The sequence below is a fragment of the Pseudomonas sp. PSPC3-2 genome (assembly GCF_049897085.1).
Taxonomy (GTDB): domain Bacteria; phylum Pseudomonadota; class Gammaproteobacteria; order Pseudomonadales; family Pseudomonadaceae; genus Aquipseudomonas; species Aquipseudomonas paraveronii.
Map to the genome: position 1 here is coordinate 99,240 of NZ_JAFCVO010000012.1, position 15,219 is coordinate 114,458.

Genomic DNA, 15,219 nt, shown 5'->3' on the forward strand with positions numbered 1-15,219 from the left:
TAACGCGCCGTGCAGGCGTGGGGTAAACGACAGGCATCAGAGCAGATGGCGACCCAGTCGGGCTTCGACGCGCTTGAGCACGCGGCGGATAATTTCGACGATCAGCAGATAAAGAACGGCTGCCCACAGGTAAATCTGGAAATCGAGGCTGCGCGAGAAGGCCAGCTTGCTAACGCCCATCAGGTCGTAAATGGTCACCAGCGAAGCGATGGCGCTGGCCTTGATCATCAGAATCAGCTCGTTGCCCAGCGGGCCGATGGCGACCACCAGCGATTGCGGCAGGATGACTTTGAAGAATGTCGTTGAGCGTTTCAGGCTCAAGGCCTTGGCCGCCTCATGCTGCCCCTGGGACACCGAGAGCAGGCTGCCGCGGAAAATCTCTGCCTGATACGCCGCCGTATTCAAGGTGAAGGCCAGCAGCGTGCAAAACCACGCGTCGCGGAAAAACCACCACAGCCCGACGTCTTGCCAGAACCCCTTGAACGACCCGAGGCCGTAATACAGCAGGAACAACTGCGCCAGTAATGGCGAGCCCCGAAAGCAGTAGACGTACAGGGCGCTCAAGCGCTGCAACAGCAGGCTGTTGGACACCCGAGCCAAGGCAATCAGCAGGCCGAGCAGGGCGCCGAGGGTGAATGAAATCGCTACCAGCTTGCCCGTTACCAGCAAGCCTTCGAGCATGCGCGGGCCATAGCGCTGCAACAGGTCGAGGTCGATAAACCACTGCGCAAAACTTTCGAGCGTCATGGTCGTGCGCTCCGCAGATGCCGATTGAAGTGCTGCTCGATAAACGCGAACACGCGCCCCGACAGGGCCGAGAAGAACAGGTAACCGAAGCAGGCCACGGCATAGAAGAACAACGGCTCCTTGGTCACGCTCACCGCCAGGTTGGTCTGGCGCATCAGGTCGACCAGAGAAATAGTCGAGACCAGCGACGTGTCCTTGAGCAGCGACAACCAGTTATTCGACAGCCCGGGCAGGGCGATGCGCACCAGTTGCGGGAACACCACTTTGCGAAAGGTCGTGGCCTTGCTCAGGCCGAGGGCCGCAGACGCCTCGTATTGACCCTTGGGGACAGTCTTGAACGCAGCGAGCCAGATCTCGCTGGAGAACGCTGCAAAGACGAAGCTGAAGGCGACCATGGCGGCCAGAAAGGTATTGATGGTGACCTGGGTTTCGTAGCCCATGGCCGCGAGTATTTTTTGTGCCGCAATCTGGCAGCCATAGTAAATGATCAGCAGCGTCAGCAACTCGGGCAAGCCACGGAACACCGTGGAAAACAGCGTGGAAAATGATCGCAGCCAAGGCTTTTTCGAGCGCGCGGCCAAGGCCAGTCCAAGCCCCAGGGGCAAGCCGATCGGCAAGCAGGCCAGCGCCAGTCCCAGGGTCACCAGCGCCCCGGCCAGCAGCGCTTGCCCCCAGCCGCCGCTGGCAAACGACAACAGCGATAGATGTTCGATCATGCTCGAACCCTCGTGAAAGGACATCGTGGAATGAACACCGGCCAACCTGCGTCCGGCCAGGGCCGGGCTCAGGCAGCGGGTGGACAGTCAGTGCTCGGAGCGGCGAAGCATCAGTGGTAGATATCGAAAGCAAAGTACTTGCTGGAGATCTTCTGATACGTGCCGTCGGCAACAATTTCATCGATGGCTTTGTTGAAGCGTTCGCGCAGCGCGTTGTCTTCCTTGCGCACTGCAATCGCGGCATCCGCCTGGGTGCCATTGACGTCGCCGAGCATTTTGCAGCAGCTCTTGCCGGCCTTGTCGATCCAGTCGGCGAGCGGGAATTTGTCGGCAATCACACCGTCGAGCCGACCCGACGCCAGGTCGCTGTTGGCCTCGTCCAGCGTCGGGTAGAGCTTCACGTTGGCGCCGGCTTTGCCATACACGTCTTCGGCATAAATTGACTGGGTGGAAGAGGATTGTGCGCCGACGGTTTTACCTTTGAAGTGGGTCTGCGCGTCGCTGATGTCCGAGTCGCTGGGAACCGCAACCGACAGTGGGGTTTTGTAGTAGTGACGGGTGAAGCTGATTTTCTTGCGGCGCTCTTCGGTGTCGATCATCGACGCCACGACCGCGTCATATTTCTTGGCCATCAAGGCCGGAATGATGCCGTCCCAGTCTTGTGCCACAAGGGTGCATTGGGCCTGCATGCGCTCGCACAGGGCGAGGGCAATATCGACGTCAAAGCCATGGAGTTTGTTATCCGAATCGACATAGTTAAACGGCGGGTAAGCACCTTCAGTGGCGATTTTCAAGACGTCGGCCTGAGCGACACCGACACTGGCGGCGAATACCGCACACACACTTGCAAAGCGAATGAATCGTTTCATCGTTGCCTCTCAATCTGCTGGCCTATTGCTCTTGTTTGCTCGCGAGTGACGATGTGTAACCCACGAATTCGTTGTGTAGCGCGGCAGTTGCTTCCAAGCGTTTCTCTACATCGGGGCCGAGTTTCTTACAGACCTCGTTGACCATCAGGTGCACCAGCGACAGCATCGTCGCCGTCGATTCCCAGAAAAGATTGAATTCGGTAGGCAGGCGAAAGACCTCGTCGGCGTGCAATTCGGCCCAATCGCAAAAGGTGTCAGTGATCAGCGTCACCGGGATGCCGGCCGCCCGGGCCTTGCGGCACAGGGTCAGGGCGTGGCGCGAATAGCGGCGCGCCTCGAACACCACCAGCGCGGTGTGTTCGGGGTTGCTCAGCAACACGTCGCCGAAATGCCCGGCAGCGCCGTCCACCACCTGCACGCCATCGCGCAGGTACTGCAACAGGTGCACCATCGAGAGGGCGATGCCGCGTTCGGTCTGAAAGCCGGCAACGAAGATTTTTGGGGTGTTTGCCAAGCGTTCGCTGACGGTATTCCAGGCGGGCGTCTGGCTGTGTTCGTAGACGCGTACCAGCGCGGCGACTTCCAGTTCCAGGCTGCGTGAAGGGCCTTGCGGGTTGTGGCTCTGCTGCTGACGAAATTCTTGCAAGCGGTCGCCCACCAGCCACGGGCCATCGCCGAGGTCATCTTTCAGGTCGTTTTTCAGATCCTTGAAATGGCTGTAACCGAGTGAGCGACAAAAGCGCCCCACGCTCGATTCGCTGACCCCGAGTTTCTGGGCGATATCGGCGGCGGTCTGAAAGGGCAGCTCATGCAGGTTGGCGAGCATGTACGTGGCAATCGTCCGACCGGAAGCGGCAGCTGTCGACAGACTGTTTTCAAGGCGTTGCTTGATCGGTTGGCTCACGGTACGACTCACTGTATTTTTTGCTTGCGACAGAAAATGAATGTTTTCTGTCATCAAGTCAACATTTGACAGTTTGCTGTCATGACTAGATAGTCGAATGCCTGCAACGGCCCTGGCTTTGCCCTACCTCGATCCGGGAGTTTTTACATGTCTTCACCTGCACATTCTGCTGTAGAGCCTATTGCTTTCAGCGATTTGGTCGTGTTGCTGCGCGCTATTTTCGAGCGCCATGGCACGTCGGCCGAAGTCGCTGCGGTACTGGCCCATAACTGCGCCAGCGCCCAGCGCGACGGCGCTCACAGCCATGGGGTGTTCCGGATTCCCGGCTACGTTTCGACCCTGGCCAGTGGCTGGGTCGATGGCCGGGCGGTGCCGGTGGTGGAAGATGTCGCCTCGGGTTATGTCCGGGTCGATGCGCGCAACGGTTTCGCCCAACCGGCCCTGGCCGCTGCCCGCGAGTTATTGCTGGAAAAAGCCCGCAGTGCCGGGATTGCCGTCCTGGCGATTCACAACTCCCACCATTTCGCGGCGCTCTGGCCAGATGTTGAACCCTTCGCCGAGGAAGGGCTGGTGGCCTTGAGTGTGGTCAATAGCATGACCTGCGTGGTGCCCCATGGCGCTCAACGCCCCCTGTTTGGCACCAACCCGATTGCCTTCGCGGCGCCTTGTGCGGGAAGCGATCCGATCGTTTTCGACATGGCGACCAGTGCCATGGCCCATGGCGATGTGCAGATCGCTGCGCGGGCGGGTGAGACCTTGCCGCCGGGCATTGGTGTCGATAGCCAGGGGCTGGCGACACAGGACCCAAACGCGATTCTCAATGGCGGCGCATTGTTGCCGTTTGGCGGGCACAAGGGCTCGGCCCTGTCGATGATGGTGGAGTTGCTGGCGGCCGCGCTGACCGGCGGCAACTTCTCTTTTGAGTTCGACTGGCATCAGCACCCCGGGGCGAAAACGCCGTGGACCGGGCAATTGATTATCGTGATCGATCCGCGCAAGTCCGTTGGCGAGCGTTTTGCCCAGCGTGCCCAGACCTTGGTGGCGCATATGCATCAAGCCGGCTTGCAGCGTATGCCGGGCGAGCGTCGTTACCGCGAACGCGAACATTGCGCGCAGCACGGAGTGGCAATCGCGGAGCAGGAGTTGGCGCAGCTGCGGGCGATGGCGGACACAATCGTGTGATTGCATGCGGATAGGCCCGACTGCAAAAGGCCGTCCTGGCTGCGTGGCGCGTCATCCCTCACACACTGCTGCCGGAAACCGGCAGCAGCCCTGCCACACCTAAACCTTGAAACGCTCCACGAGCTTTTCCAGCTCATGCCCCAGCCGCGCCAGTTCGTTACTCGACGCGGCGGTTTCTTCGCAGGTGTTTGCCGTCTGGTCGGAGATGTCGCGAACGTTGATCACGCTGCGATTGATCTCCTCGGTGACGGCGCTTTGCTGTTCCGCTGCCGTGGCAATCTGCTGATTCATCGCCTGAATGATCGAGACCTTGCTGGTGATGTTTTCCAGCGCGCTGACGACGCGGTGGGTGTATTCCACGCTGCTTTCGCTCAGCAACAGGCTGCTTTCCATGCCGGTGGCCACGGCTTGGGTGCCGCTTTGTACGCCGGCGACCAGGATTTCAATTTCTTCGGTGGAGCGCTGGGTACGCAGGGCGAGGTTGCGCACCTCGTCAGCCACGACCGCAAAACCGCGACCGGCCTCTCCGGCGCGGGCGGCTTCAATCGCAGCGTTCAGCGCCAGCAGGTTGGTTTGCTGGGCGACGGCCTTGATCACATCCAGTACGCCGCCGATTTTATCGCTTTGTTCCTGCAGGTGGCGGACGGCGTCTGCCGATTGGTTGAGTTCTGCCGCCAGGCGCTGGATCTGCGCGATGGCTTCCCCCACGATCTGCTCGCCCTCGCAGGCTTGCTGATCTGCGGCGGACGCGGCGGCGGAGGCCTCCTCGGCGTTGCGGGCGACGTTGTGCACGGTGGCGGTCATCTCGTTCATTGAGGTGGCGACATGATCCGTTTCGGCTTTCTGGTTGCTGATGCCGGAATTCGTTTGCTCGGTGACCGCCGACAGCTGTTCGGCAGCGCTGGCAACCTGGATGACGCCGGATCGAATGCCGTCGATCAGCTCATGCAGGTTGAGCATCATCTGTTGGAGGCCTGACTGCAGTTGGCCCAGTTCATCACGCCGGGTCACCGCCACATGCTCGGTCAAATCGCCCCGGGCAATGCGGTTCACCGCCTGGAGCGTGTGCTGCAGTGGATTGACGATTTGCCGTGTGATGCCCCATGCGGCGAGTGCGCCGAGCAGCAGGGCCAGGGTCGCGACGAGTCCGAGCGAGGTCTTGGCGGACGCGGCATCGGTATCGCGTTTGGCATTTTGCGATTCAATCAGTTTTTGCGTGGTGTCGAGCAGCACGTCACCCAACTGTCCCATTCGTTTAAACAGGGACGCCTGGTCAACGTTGGGCATGGCCAGGTCATGCAGCAGTTGCCCGTACTCTTTGGCCGCATTTCCCTGCTGTTGAATCAGGTCTTGATCCCGTGGGTCGATGAATTTTCCCTTGATACTGTCCAGGTGGGCCGCCAGGCGGTCCAGGGTTTGCTGCAGCGGTTGATAGGCATCCGGTTGGGTATTCTTACCGATGCGTAAACGAATGATGCGCAAGTCTTTGGTGTAATCGCTGATCTGCGCAATTTCCTCAACCTTGAGCCCGCGATCGGTCAATGTCACCACGGCGTACCAGCCGGTGGCGGCCAGTAGCAATGTAAGCCCCAGTACCAGGCCGAATCCCAAACTTAATTTAGCACTGACGCGGATATTGCTGATCCAGCCGAACATATGGACTCCAGGTTGTAACGCAGGTTGAGTGATCCTTGATTCCCTGAATGTCGACCATCCATTCCAATGCTTTAGTTTTAGTCTGACGGTCGCGCTGTTCCGAAGGACAATTCGCGGCGTGTCTAAAAACTTTGGAATGTGCGAGACATTGTGGGGCGGTGGGACTGTAAGGTTACAGCCCACGTCTGTAGGGCGTTGGAGAAGAGGCAGGCTCTTCAACTAAGGGGGCGTTTACGAGCGTAACAGTGCGGCCTTGTACTTTAGTCGAATATTCAGAAGGTCCGGGTTATGGCTGGCCCGTATTCAGGGCTCTAACGCTCGAAAAAAGTGCAGGGTCGTAATTAGGGATTTATATCTCGATCGCTTTTTTTAGATAGGAAAACAGCTGGTCCTGGCAAGCCCTGTATTGGTTTTCAAGGGTCTCCACCTCACACATGCGGGCCAGCCATACCTCATCACAGGCCGCTTCTAAATGATTGACGGTTGTCATCCAGATCGTTTGGGCGTTCGCCGTCGCTCGGAGTAATTGCAACAGTTCTTCATTTACCTGAAGGGTGTTGGGTGAAGAGTGTATGAGCGACATTAAAAGTACCGAGAGTCGATTTTAATCGTGGTTGGTTTTTCTATCGCGCACTATAAAGCCCTGCTCGTGAGGGGCAGTATTCGACTAATGGCTAACGAGGCGGCGCAGTAAATTTGGATTTTTTTGGTGCGGATATTCACCCGACTTATAATGTTGCCCGCGCAGCTACAGTGGTTTGTCGCATTAAGCAGGTGATTCGATTCAGCTGGTAAGTTGAGTCTGCCTTTAACCGTTATTCAATAAAATACTGCGGCGGTAGTTGCGTCTTAGATGCAAAAACACGATGGCTTGCCAGTGTCCTTTCAGCAGGATGGCCACCGCCGGACCGGGGCAAATCCTGGCAATGCCCCAACCGATGCCAAATAACAGGCTGCCGCCAACCAGGCGTCGGTCCAGTTCACGCTTGCTGGGGAACTGCATGGGGCTTGCCCAGTCATGGGTGACAGGCGCGGTTCAGGCACGCCTGGAAGTCGCTAGTCTAGGCTCATGAGCCAATCGATTTGACCAGTAGGGCCACCGCAACCAGCATCGACACGGCGGCAAACCCGCGTTGCAAGTGCGGGCCTGCCAGCCGCGCTGCGATCAGGCGCCCGCAGGCCATTCCAAACAATGCACCGATGGAGAACGGCAGGGCAATCGCCCACTGCAGATGCCCGGCCGCAGAGCTGGCGGCAACGCCGGATATCGACACCAGCGCAATCACCGCCAGAGACGTCGCCAGCACCGACTGCGCGGTCAAATTTGTGTATCGCTGCAGCGCCGGCACCATCACAAAGCCGCCGCCCACCCCGAGCAAGCCCGAAAGCCCGCCCGCAACCACGCCCGACACCGTGAGCGCCCAAGCGCACGGCGCCGTCCAGTTCAGCTTGCCTCGTTGGGCGTCCAATACGCAGGGCGGCGGCTTGGTCGCGACGGCGGCCTTTGATGTCGGGGACGGCGGCAACGACCGTTTGAATACCCGGAACGCCACATACATCAGCACGCAGGCAAACAGGATCGTCAACGGACGATTCGGCGTGCGCTGCGCCAACCAAAGGCCCAGGGGCGAACAGATGATGCCTGCGGTGGCAATTAACAGCGCTGCCTTGTAGCGGACGGTGCCGTTTTTCAGGCCCATCACCGCGCCCAGGGTCGCGGCCAGGCCGACGGCCAGCAGGCCAATGGGCCCGGCCTCGGCCATGCTCAAGCCCGCCCCGAACACCAGCAACGGCACCGCGAGTATTCCACCGCCGGCGCCGGTCAGCGCCAGAATCACGCCCACTGTCAGCCCGAGCAGTAAGACGATGATCATTTCAGTCTCCTTGCGTTCAGCCCTGATTTCATCGGTCGGTCAACTCGGGTTTCGCCAGCCATTCGCGGCCCTTGAGCATGCCCTTCCAATACAGCGGTGGAAGAATCCGCTCTTTGAGCAGCCAGGCCAGCCGGGAGGGGCGGGTGCCGTCGATCAGCCATGACGGGAAGCTGGGGGCGACCTTGCCGCCATAGGTGAACTCCGCCAGGACGATCTTGCCGCGTTCCACCGTCAGCGGGCAGGAGCCGTAACCGTCGTACTGGGCGCAACCGTTCGCCTTACCCATGGCCGCCAACACGTTATGGGCCACCACCGGCGCCTGTTTGCGGGCGGCGGCAGCGGTCTTGGCGTTGCTCGAATTGGCCGCGTCGCCCAGCGCATGAATGTTTGCCCAGTTTTTATGCCGCAGCGTGGCGGGGTCGACATCAATCCAACCGGCCGCGTCAGCCAGCGGGCTGACCCGAATGAAATCCGGCGCGACCTGCGGTGGTACCACATGCAGCAAATCAAACTCGCGGGTCAGCACACGGGGGCTGCCATCCGGATTCACGCCGCTGAACGTGGCCGTCCGTGCCGGGCCGTCGACGTGGGTGAGGGTGTTGCCGAAATTCAGGTCGATACCGTAAGCAGTGACGTATTCCATCAGCGCCGGCACATAGTCGGGAACCCCGAACAGCACCGCACCGGCGCTGTAGAACTCGATCTCGATGGCATCCAGTACGCCGCTGCGTTTCCAATGATCGGCCGATAGGTACATGGCTTTTTGCGGCGCCCCGGCACATTTGATCGGCATCGGCGGCTGCGTGAAAATCGCCCGGCCACCCCGCAGTTGCTGCACCCTTTCCCAGGTATAAGGCGCCAGGTGATACAGGTAGTTGGAGGTCACGCCGTTGCGGCCCAGGGTCTCCGACAACCCCTCGATGGCATGCCAATCGAGCTTCAGGCCGGGGCACACGATCAGTTGCTCGTATTTGACGACCCGGCAGCCATCCAGAATGACCGCATTTCGCTCGGGCTCGAAAGCCGCCACCGCTGCCTTGATCCAATGCACGCCGCGGGGCAGGGTGGTGCCCATCGTGTGAGCCGTTTGGCGCGCGTCGAACACACCAGCGCCCACCAGCGTCCAGCCAGGCTGGTAGTAATGCACATCGGCCGGGTCGACGATCGCAATGTCGAGCCCCGGCGCGCGCGCCAGCAGGCTGGAGGCCGTGGCGATACCCGCCGCGCCGGCGCCAATGATGACTACGGTGTGCTGCGCCTCAGCCACTTCGACCGGCGTGCGGCCCTGGTTCGCAATCCGCCGAATCACGCCCTTCATATCGAACCCGGCTTTTTTGGCGCTCTCGACGATGTGCGGCAGGTCGTGTTGACCCGCTTGTGACAGCGCCCACATCGTTGTCGAGCGCATACCGGAGCGGCAATAGGCCAATACCGGCTTGGGCAGCGTTTCCAGCAGCGTGCCGAAGGCGACCCCTTGCTCGTCGGTGACTTTGCCCGATTCGGCGGGAAGGTAGTGCGCCTCGATGCCGACCGCATCGGCGGCGCGTTTGATTTCGGCAAACAACGGTTGGTCGCTGCCTTCGCCATCGGGGCGGTTACAGATGATGGCGCGAAAGCCGGCGGCTTTCAGTTCAGCCAGTTGGCTGGGGAGAATCTGTTCTGATACCGATAAAGCAGGTGCAAGGCGGCGGATATCCATAAGTGTCTCCGTTATGGGTATTTTTTCTTATATGTTTTTTTGGGGGGGGATGAGTGTCAGGCGACGTTGAGCGGGATTTTCAGATAGCGGGTCCCGTTCGATTCAGGCTCGGGCAAATGCCCGGCTCGCATGTTGACCTGGACCGAGGGCAGGATCAGTGTCGGCATGTCCATCGAGGCATCCCGCTTGGTACGCATCGCCACGAACTCCTCCTCACTGATGCCGTTACGCACATGCACGTTGTGCTCGCGTTGTTCGGCAACGGTGCTGACGAATTGCAGCTCGCGGCCGCCTGGCTGGTAGTCGTGGCACATATACAGCAACGTATCTGCGGGCAGGCTCAACACTTTGTTGATTGACTGGAACAGCGTGCGCGCATTACCGCCGGGGAAGTCGCAGCGGGCGGTGCCGTAGTCGGGCATGAACAGCGTATCGCCGACGAAGGCCGCCGTTTCGCTGCCCTTGCTGATCAGGTAAGTCATACAGGCCGGCGTATGGCCGGGTGTATGCAGCGCGGTGCAGTGCAGCGTGCCGATGCTGAACGATTCGTCGTTGACGAACAGGTGATCGAACTGGCTGCCGTCGCGGGGCATCTCACTACCGGTATTGAACAGCGTGCCGAAGACCTTTTGCACCGTCGAGATCTGGCTGCCGATGCCTATTTTTCCACCGAGCTTTTCTTTCAGGTAGGGCGCGGCGGTCAGGTGGTCGGCGTGGACGTGGGTCTCGAGAATCCACTCGACCTTTGCGTTCAGCTCGTTCACCCGTGCTATCAGACGGTCGGCGGAGGTGGTGGCGGTGTAGCCTGATTTAGGGTCGTAATCCAATACGCTGTCGATAATCGCGCAGTGGAGGGTGGCCTCATCGAGCACCAGATAGCTGACGGTGTGGGTAGCAGAATCGAAGAAGCCTTCGACGTGAAGTTTGACGCGCATGAACTGTCTCCTTAGGGGGGGCTTTTTTTTCGAGCCGCTTAGACTAAGGACTGTCGATGCAATAAGTTTGCCAGGCCATGGCTGTAGCGAAATAGCCTAATATCCAATTGATTTTATTGGGCTTTGTGTTTTTGTATGGGGGTGTTCCGGCCTGAATCTGGTGGAGTCCTCTGCCATTGGCAGTGCCTTGACAGAGGTGGCAGTGCCACAACAGGATGGAAGAATGGATACCAGGAGCCGTGATGAAGACTTTTCTGCCTACCCCACCCGACGCCGTCCCACGCCCGGATCAAGTGCAGTCGCTTGTTTCGTTTCTGGAACACGAACCCCATCCAATGATCGTGCTCGATCCGGACTACAACATCCTGGCGGCCAATACGGCCTATCAGCGCCAGTTCGGCAGCGCTGACAAACCGTTTATCGGCCATAAGTGTTATCAGGTCTCACACCATTACGACGTCCCCTGTGACCAGGCGGGTGAGAATTGCCCGATGAAAAAGGCCCAGGAAATGCGCGGGCCGGATCGTGTCTTGCACATCCACCACACACCGCGTGGGCCTGAGCACGTCGATGTCGAATTGCGCCCGATCCTCGACGAGCATGGTGCGATCACCGCTTATGTGGAGCGCCTGACGCTGGTGCGCAGCGCCTCCGCGCGCCCGAGCAACGATGGCTTGGTCGGCTGTTCACCGGCCTTCAACCTCGCCCTGTCGGAACTGCAGCGGGTGGCGCCCTCCATGCTGCCGGTGCTGCTTCTGGGCGAGTCGGGCACGGGCAAAGAGCTGTTCGCGCGCGCCGTCCATGAAACCAGCGAGCGGGCCAGCGGGCCGTTTGTCGTGGTGGATTGTTCAGGCTTGACCGAGACACTCTTTGAGAGCGAGTTGTTCGGCCATGAAAAAGGTGCCTTCACCGGCGCTGTCACGCGCAAGCCCGGCTTGGTTGAAACGGCCCAGGGCGGCACGTTGTTTCTAGATGAGATTGGCGATGTGCCGTTGTCCATGCAGGTCAAACTGTTGCGCCTGATCGAATCGGGCACCTATCGCCGGGTCGGCAGTGTCGAGACTTTCCACGCCAATTTCAGATTGATTGCCGCCACCCACAAACCGCTGGAAAAAATGATGGAAAAAGGCGAGTTCAGGCAGGACCTGTACTACCGCATCAGCGCTTTTCCCATTCACTTGCCCCCTTTGCGCAACCGGGTAGAAGACATCGGCTTGCTGGTGAATTCATTTCTGCAACGTCGCGGTGCCGGCAAACGTCGGCTGACCATCGACGCCGAAGCCCTGGCAAGACTTCAACAGTATCCGTGGCCTGGCAATATCCGTGAGTTACGCAATGCCCTGGAAAGAGCGAGTCTGTTCGCTGACGATGGCGTCATCCGTGCCATCCATTTACCCCAGGCGTCCGTGGCGCTGCCGCTTCAGGCTGCTGCTGGTGCTTCTGCTGCTTCGACGTCGTTCGATGACAGCACGCTGGCGCAGGCACTGGCGACATTCAAAGGCACCCGTAGCGAGTTGGCCAAGCACCTGGGGATCAGCGACCGCACCTTGTACCGGCGCCTGAAAGAACAGGGCCTGGCCTAGTCATCGACGACTGCCAATGACTGCCATGCTGGCAGATTGGCAGCGAATTGATCTGCGGCGGTGCGCTAAATCTGTCGCAATAAAATGTTAACTGTCTGTTTTTAAAAGATAAAAATAGAGATTTTGCCTTTGGCATGTCCTGTGCTTACTGCATAGGCATGACCATTTCCGACAAACGCCTCCTACGCCATCTGATTACAGCGGTGCTGATCAAGCTCCTGCTGTTGAGCGTGCTGTGGTGGCTGTTCATCCGGGATTCGCACGTCAGTGTCGACCCGAACATTGTCGGCAACCGTTTCGGTGTACCCACCTCGACTCAAGGGGCAAGCAAGTGATATCAGAACAACTGGTGGATTTGTCACGGCTGCAGTTCGCAGCCACTGCGCTTTACCACTTTCTATTCGTACCGCTGACGGTTGGCATGGTGTGGCTGCTCGTCATCATGGAAAGCGTCTATGTGATGACCGGGAATGTCATCTGGAAGGACATGACGCGCTTCTGGGGCAAGTTATTCGGCATTAACTTCGCCCTGGGGGTGACAACCGGGATCACCCTGGAATTCCAGTTCGGCACCAACTGGGCGTACTACTCGCACTACGTGGGTGACATCTTCGGTGCGCCGCTGGCCATCGAGGGCTTGATGGCGTTCTTTCTCGAATCGACCATGATCGGTCTGTTCTTTTTTGGCTGGGATCGCCTGAAGAGAGAGCACCACTTGCTGGTCACGCTGCTGATGGCAATCGGTACCAACCTGTCGGCGCTGTGGATTCTGATCGCCAATGGCTGGATGCAGAACCCGGTGGGCTCGGAGTTCAGCTACATCACCATGCGCATGGAGATGGTGGATTTCTGGGCGGTGCTGTTCAATCCGGTGGCCCAGGCCAAGTTTGTACACACGGTGTCTGCCGGTTACGTCACCGGTTCGATGTTTGTGTTGTCGATTTCCAGCTGGTACTTGCTCAAGAATCGTGATGTCGAGTTCGCCAAGCGCAGTTTTCGGGTGGCGGCGGCCTTCGGCCTGGCTTCGGTGCTGAGCGTCATCGTGCTGGGGGATGAGTCGGGTTACACGGTGGGTGAGGCGCAGCAAACCAAGCTGGCGGCCATGGAAGCCATGTGGGAAACCAAGCCCGCGCCGGCGGGCCTGACCTTGCTGGCCAGCATCAACGAAGCCGAGTCCAAGAATAACTGGGAAGTCGATGTGCCCTGGGTGATGGGCTTGATCGGCACACGCTCGGTGAGCAAGCAGATTCCTGGCATTCACGACATCAAAGCGAAGAACCGCGCGCGCATCCTGCGTGGCATTACCGCCGTCAATGCGCTTGAAGCCCTGCGGGCCGATCGCACCGATAAGGCGGCGTTCGATACCTTCGAAGAGTACAAAGCGGACCTCGGCTTTGGCCTGCTGCTGAAAAAGTACGTTGAAGATGTGAACCAGGCCACGCCGGAGATCATCGACAAGGCGATGAACGACACCGTACCGCGTGTGACCCCGATGTTCTGGGCGTTCCGGATCATGGTCGCGCTGGGTTTTGCCATGCTCCTGCTGTTCGGGCTGGCCTTCTGGAGCACCTTGAAGTCGGTCTGCACACGCCGCCGCTGGTTGCTGCGTTGGGCGCTGTGCATGCTGCCTGCGCCTTGGCTGGCCTGTGAGCTGGGTTGGTTCGTCGCTGAATATGGTCGTCAACCCTGGACCATCTACGGCGTGCTGCCCACTCACATGAGTGTCTCCACCCTTAGCGTCAATAACCTCTATGGCTCGCTGGCAGGCTTTGTGGCTTTTTACACCGTGTTGCTGGTGGTTGAAATGTTCCTGATGGTCAAGTTTGCCCGCCAAGGGCCCGGCAGCCTCGGAACCGGCCGTTACGCTTACGATGCCAACCTGAAGGAACTCCACCATGCTTGATTACTTCACGCTGAAAATTATCTGGTGGGCACTGGTCGGCGTACTGCTGATCGGCTTCGCCATCATGGACGGCCACGACATGGGGGTCGGCACCTTGCTGCCCTTCGTGGGCCGCTCGGACGTGGAACGCCGCGTCGCGATCAACACCGTAGGGCCGCACTGGGACGGCAACCAGGTGTGGTTCATCACCGCGGGCGGCGCGTTGTTCGCCGCGTGGCCGGTGGTGTATGCCACCGCGTTCAGCGGGTTTTACTGGGCGATGATTCTGGTCCTGTGGGCGCTGTTCTTCCGCCCGGTGGGGTTTGACTATCGCAGCAAGATTCACAACGCCAAATGGCGCAGCACCTGGGACTGGGGGCTGTTTGTCGGCGGGGCCGTGCCGCCGCTGGTGTTCGGCATCGCGTTCGGCAACCTGTTGCAAGGCGTACCGTTCCACTTCAATAACATGCTGGTATCGACGTACACCGGGAGTTTCTGGCAACTGCTGAACCCCTTCGCGCTGCTGACCGGTGTGGTGAGCAGTGCAATGATCACCCTGCAAGGCGGGACCTATCTGGCGCACCGCACTGAAGGCGTGATCCAGGCCCGTGCGATCAAGGGCGGGGTTGGCGCGGCGCTGGTGCTGCTGTGCACATTCGTCATTGCCGGCGTGTGGTTGCAATGGATCGACGGCTATCGCATTACCTCGGTGGTGGATACCGCCGGGCTGCCGGACATTCTCAACAAGACCGTGGTGCGCGAAGCGGGGGCCTGGATGGCCAACTATGGTCATTATCCTGTGTTGTGGCTGCTGCCCGCGCTGGGCTTGGTTGGCGCAGCCGGCGCCGCGTTGTTGATGCTGATGCGCCGCACACTGGTCGCGTTTGTCGCGTCGTCGCTCGCGGTGATCGGGGTGATTAGCACGGCCGGTGTCTCGATGTTTCCCTTCGTCATGCCGTCCTCAACCGTGCCTGCGGCCAGCCTGACCGTGTGGGACAGTGTGTCCAGTCATCTGAGCCTGTCCATCATGTTCTGGGCCACGTTGATCTTCATGCCGCTGATCGTGATCTACACCTCGTGGGCCTATCGCGTCATGCGCGGCAAGGTCACCGTGGCACAGATCGAAGCCAACGAACATTCGGCCTACTAACGCCATCAGAGGAGCAAAGACT

14 protein-coding genes and 1 pseudogene are annotated in these 15,219 nt (G+C 59.6%); 5 read left to right on the forward strand and 10 right to left on the reverse strand.

From position 1 onward, the window contains the following. Positions 1–36 precede the first annotated feature (36 nt). The 4 genes from ACP7CJ_RS20265 to ACP7CJ_RS20280 form a co-directional block, all read right to left on the reverse strand. Positions 37–747, reverse strand: a complete 711-nt coding sequence (locus ACP7CJ_RS20265) for an ABC transporter permease (RefSeq protein ID WP_426101305.1) — start codon at positions 745–747, stop codon at positions 37–39. After that, a complete protein-coding gene (locus ACP7CJ_RS20270) occupies positions 744–1,463 on the reverse strand; it encodes an ABC transporter permease (protein ID WP_253397185.1) in 720 nt (239 codons plus the stop codon). The genes ACP7CJ_RS20265 and ACP7CJ_RS20270 overlap by 4 nt, the downstream gene beginning before the upstream one ends. A gap of 110 nt (positions 1,464–1,573) precedes the next feature. Continuing rightward, positions 1,574–2,332 carry a transporter substrate-binding domain-containing protein gene (locus ACP7CJ_RS20275; RefSeq protein ID WP_426101307.1) on the reverse strand — a complete coding sequence of 253 codons (759 nt, stop codon included), beginning with the start codon at positions 2,330–2,332 and terminating at the stop codon, positions 1,574–1,576. 22 nt (positions 2,333–2,354) lie between these two features. Beyond that, a complete protein-coding gene (locus ACP7CJ_RS20280) occupies positions 2,355–3,236 on the reverse strand; it encodes a MurR/RpiR family transcriptional regulator (RefSeq protein WP_276193784.1) in 882 nt (293 codons plus the stop codon). Positions 3,237–3,383: 147 nt separating this feature from the next. Here ACP7CJ_RS20280 and ACP7CJ_RS20285 point away from each other — a divergent pair, with 147 nt between their 5' ends. Next, positions 3,384–4,418: an Ldh family oxidoreductase gene (locus ACP7CJ_RS20285; protein ID WP_426101309.1), complete on the forward strand. Its 1,035-nt coding sequence runs from the start codon at positions 3,384–3,386 to the stop codon at positions 4,416–4,418. A 99-nt stretch (positions 4,419–4,517) separates the two neighbouring features. Here ACP7CJ_RS20285 and ACP7CJ_RS20290 read toward each other — a convergent pair whose 3' ends face one another. The 6 genes and pseudogenes from ACP7CJ_RS20290 to ACP7CJ_RS20315 all read right to left on the reverse strand — a co-directional run bounded on the left by ACP7CJ_RS20290 (position 4,518) and on the right by ACP7CJ_RS20315 (position 10,582). Then, positions 4,518–6,074, reverse strand: coding sequence for a methyl-accepting chemotaxis protein (locus ACP7CJ_RS20290; protein WP_276193782.1), 1,557 nt, complete (start codon positions 6,072–6,074; stop codon positions 4,518–4,520). Positions 6,075–6,423: 349 nt separating this feature from the next. Then, positions 6,424–6,657 (reverse strand): hypothetical protein, encoded by a 234-nt coding sequence (locus ACP7CJ_RS20295; RefSeq protein WP_247399888.1) that lies wholly within the window; start codon positions 6,655–6,657, stop codon positions 6,424–6,426. Between the two features lie 225 nt (positions 6,658–6,882). Beyond that, positions 6,883–7,083, reverse strand: a pseudogene (locus ACP7CJ_RS20300) (DUF6691 family protein); the annotation flags it as partial. A 58-nt stretch (positions 7,084–7,141) separates the two neighbouring features. Then, positions 7,142–7,948: a sulfite exporter TauE/SafE family protein gene (locus ACP7CJ_RS20305; protein WP_426101311.1), complete on the reverse strand. Its 807-nt coding sequence runs from the start codon at positions 7,946–7,948 to the stop codon at positions 7,142–7,144. A gap of 28 nt (positions 7,949–7,976) precedes the next feature. Then, the gene (locus tag ACP7CJ_RS20310) at positions 7,977–9,647 is read right to left on the reverse strand and encodes a TIGR01244 family sulfur transferase (RefSeq protein ID WP_426101313.1); all 1,671 of its coding nucleotides are present in this window, start codon (positions 9,645–9,647) and stop codon (positions 7,977–7,979) included. 56 nt (positions 9,648–9,703) lie between these two features. Further along, positions 9,704–10,582 (reverse strand): MBL fold metallo-hydrolase, encoded by an 879-nt coding sequence (locus ACP7CJ_RS20315; RefSeq protein ID WP_426101315.1) that lies wholly within the window; start codon positions 10,580–10,582, stop codon positions 9,704–9,706. A 242-nt stretch (positions 10,583–10,824) separates the two neighbouring features. On the opposite strand from ACP7CJ_RS20315, the gene ACP7CJ_RS20320 reads away from it, so the two are divergent. The 4 genes from ACP7CJ_RS20320 (at position 10,825) to cydB (ending at position 15,197) form a co-directional block, all read left to right on the forward strand. Further along, positions 10,825–12,165, forward strand: coding sequence for a sigma-54 interaction domain-containing protein (locus ACP7CJ_RS20320; RefSeq protein WP_426101317.1), 1,341 nt, complete (start codon positions 10,825–10,827; stop codon positions 12,163–12,165). A 158-nt stretch (positions 12,166–12,323) separates the two neighbouring features. Beyond that, the gene (gene cydP, locus ACP7CJ_RS20325) at positions 12,324–12,500 is read left to right on the forward strand and encodes a cytochrome oxidase putative small subunit CydP (RefSeq protein WP_253397168.1); all 177 of its coding nucleotides are present in this window, start codon (positions 12,324–12,326) and stop codon (positions 12,498–12,500) included. Continuing rightward, positions 12,497–14,068 carry a cytochrome ubiquinol oxidase subunit I gene (locus ACP7CJ_RS20330; protein ID WP_426101319.1) on the forward strand — a complete coding sequence of 524 codons (1,572 nt, stop codon included), beginning with the start codon at positions 12,497–12,499 and terminating at the stop codon, positions 14,066–14,068. Before cydP ends, ACP7CJ_RS20330 begins: the two co-directional genes overlap by 4 nt. Next, positions 14,061–15,197, forward strand: coding sequence for a cytochrome d ubiquinol oxidase subunit II (gene cydB, locus ACP7CJ_RS20335; protein WP_276193776.1), 1,137 nt, complete (start codon positions 14,061–14,063; stop codon positions 15,195–15,197). Before ACP7CJ_RS20330 ends, cydB begins: the two co-directional genes overlap by 8 nt. The last annotated feature ends 22 nt before the right edge of the window (positions 15,198–15,219 follow it).

Coding starts and splice junctions, on each gene's coding strand:
- cydB (WP_276193776.1), top strand. CDS start 14,061: ATGCTTGATTACTTCACGCTGAAAATTATCTGGTGGGCACTGGTCGGC.
- ACP7CJ_RS20315 (WP_426101315.1), bottom strand. CDS start 10,582: ATGCGCGTCAAACTTCACGTCGAAGGCTTCTTCGATTCTGCTACCCAC.
- ACP7CJ_RS20295 (WP_247399888.1), bottom strand. CDS start 6,657: ATGTCGCTCATACACTCTTCACCCAACACCCTTCAGGTAAATGAAGAA.
- ACP7CJ_RS20310 (WP_426101313.1), bottom strand. CDS start 9,647: ATGGATATCCGCCGCCTTGCACCTGCTTTATCGGTATCAGAACAGATT.
- ACP7CJ_RS20285 (WP_426101309.1), top strand. CDS start 3,384: ATGTCTTCACCTGCACATTCTGCTGTAGAGCCTATTGCTTTCAGCGAT.
- ACP7CJ_RS20305 (WP_426101311.1), bottom strand. CDS start 7,948: ATGATCATCGTCTTACTGCTCGGGCTGACAGTGGGCGTGATTCTGGCG.
- cydP (WP_253397168.1), top strand. CDS start 12,324: ATGACCATTTCCGACAAACGCCTCCTACGCCATCTGATTACAGCGGTG.
- ACP7CJ_RS20270 (WP_253397185.1), bottom strand. CDS start 1,463: ATGATCGAACATCTATCGCTGTTGTCGTTTGCCAGCGGCGGCTGGGGG.
- ACP7CJ_RS20320 (WP_426101317.1), top strand. CDS start 10,825: ATGAAGACTTTTCTGCCTACCCCACCCGACGCCGTCCCACGCCCGGAT.
- ACP7CJ_RS20290 (WP_276193782.1), bottom strand. CDS start 6,074: ATGTTCGGCTGGATCAGCAATATCCGCGTCAGTGCTAAATTAAGTTTG.
- ACP7CJ_RS20265 (WP_426101305.1), bottom strand. CDS start 747: ATGACGCTCGAAAGTTTTGCGCAGTGGTTTATCGACCTCGACCTGTTG.
- ACP7CJ_RS20275 (WP_426101307.1), bottom strand. CDS start 2,332: ATGAAACGATTCATTCGCTTTGCAAGTGTGTGTGCGGTATTCGCCGCC.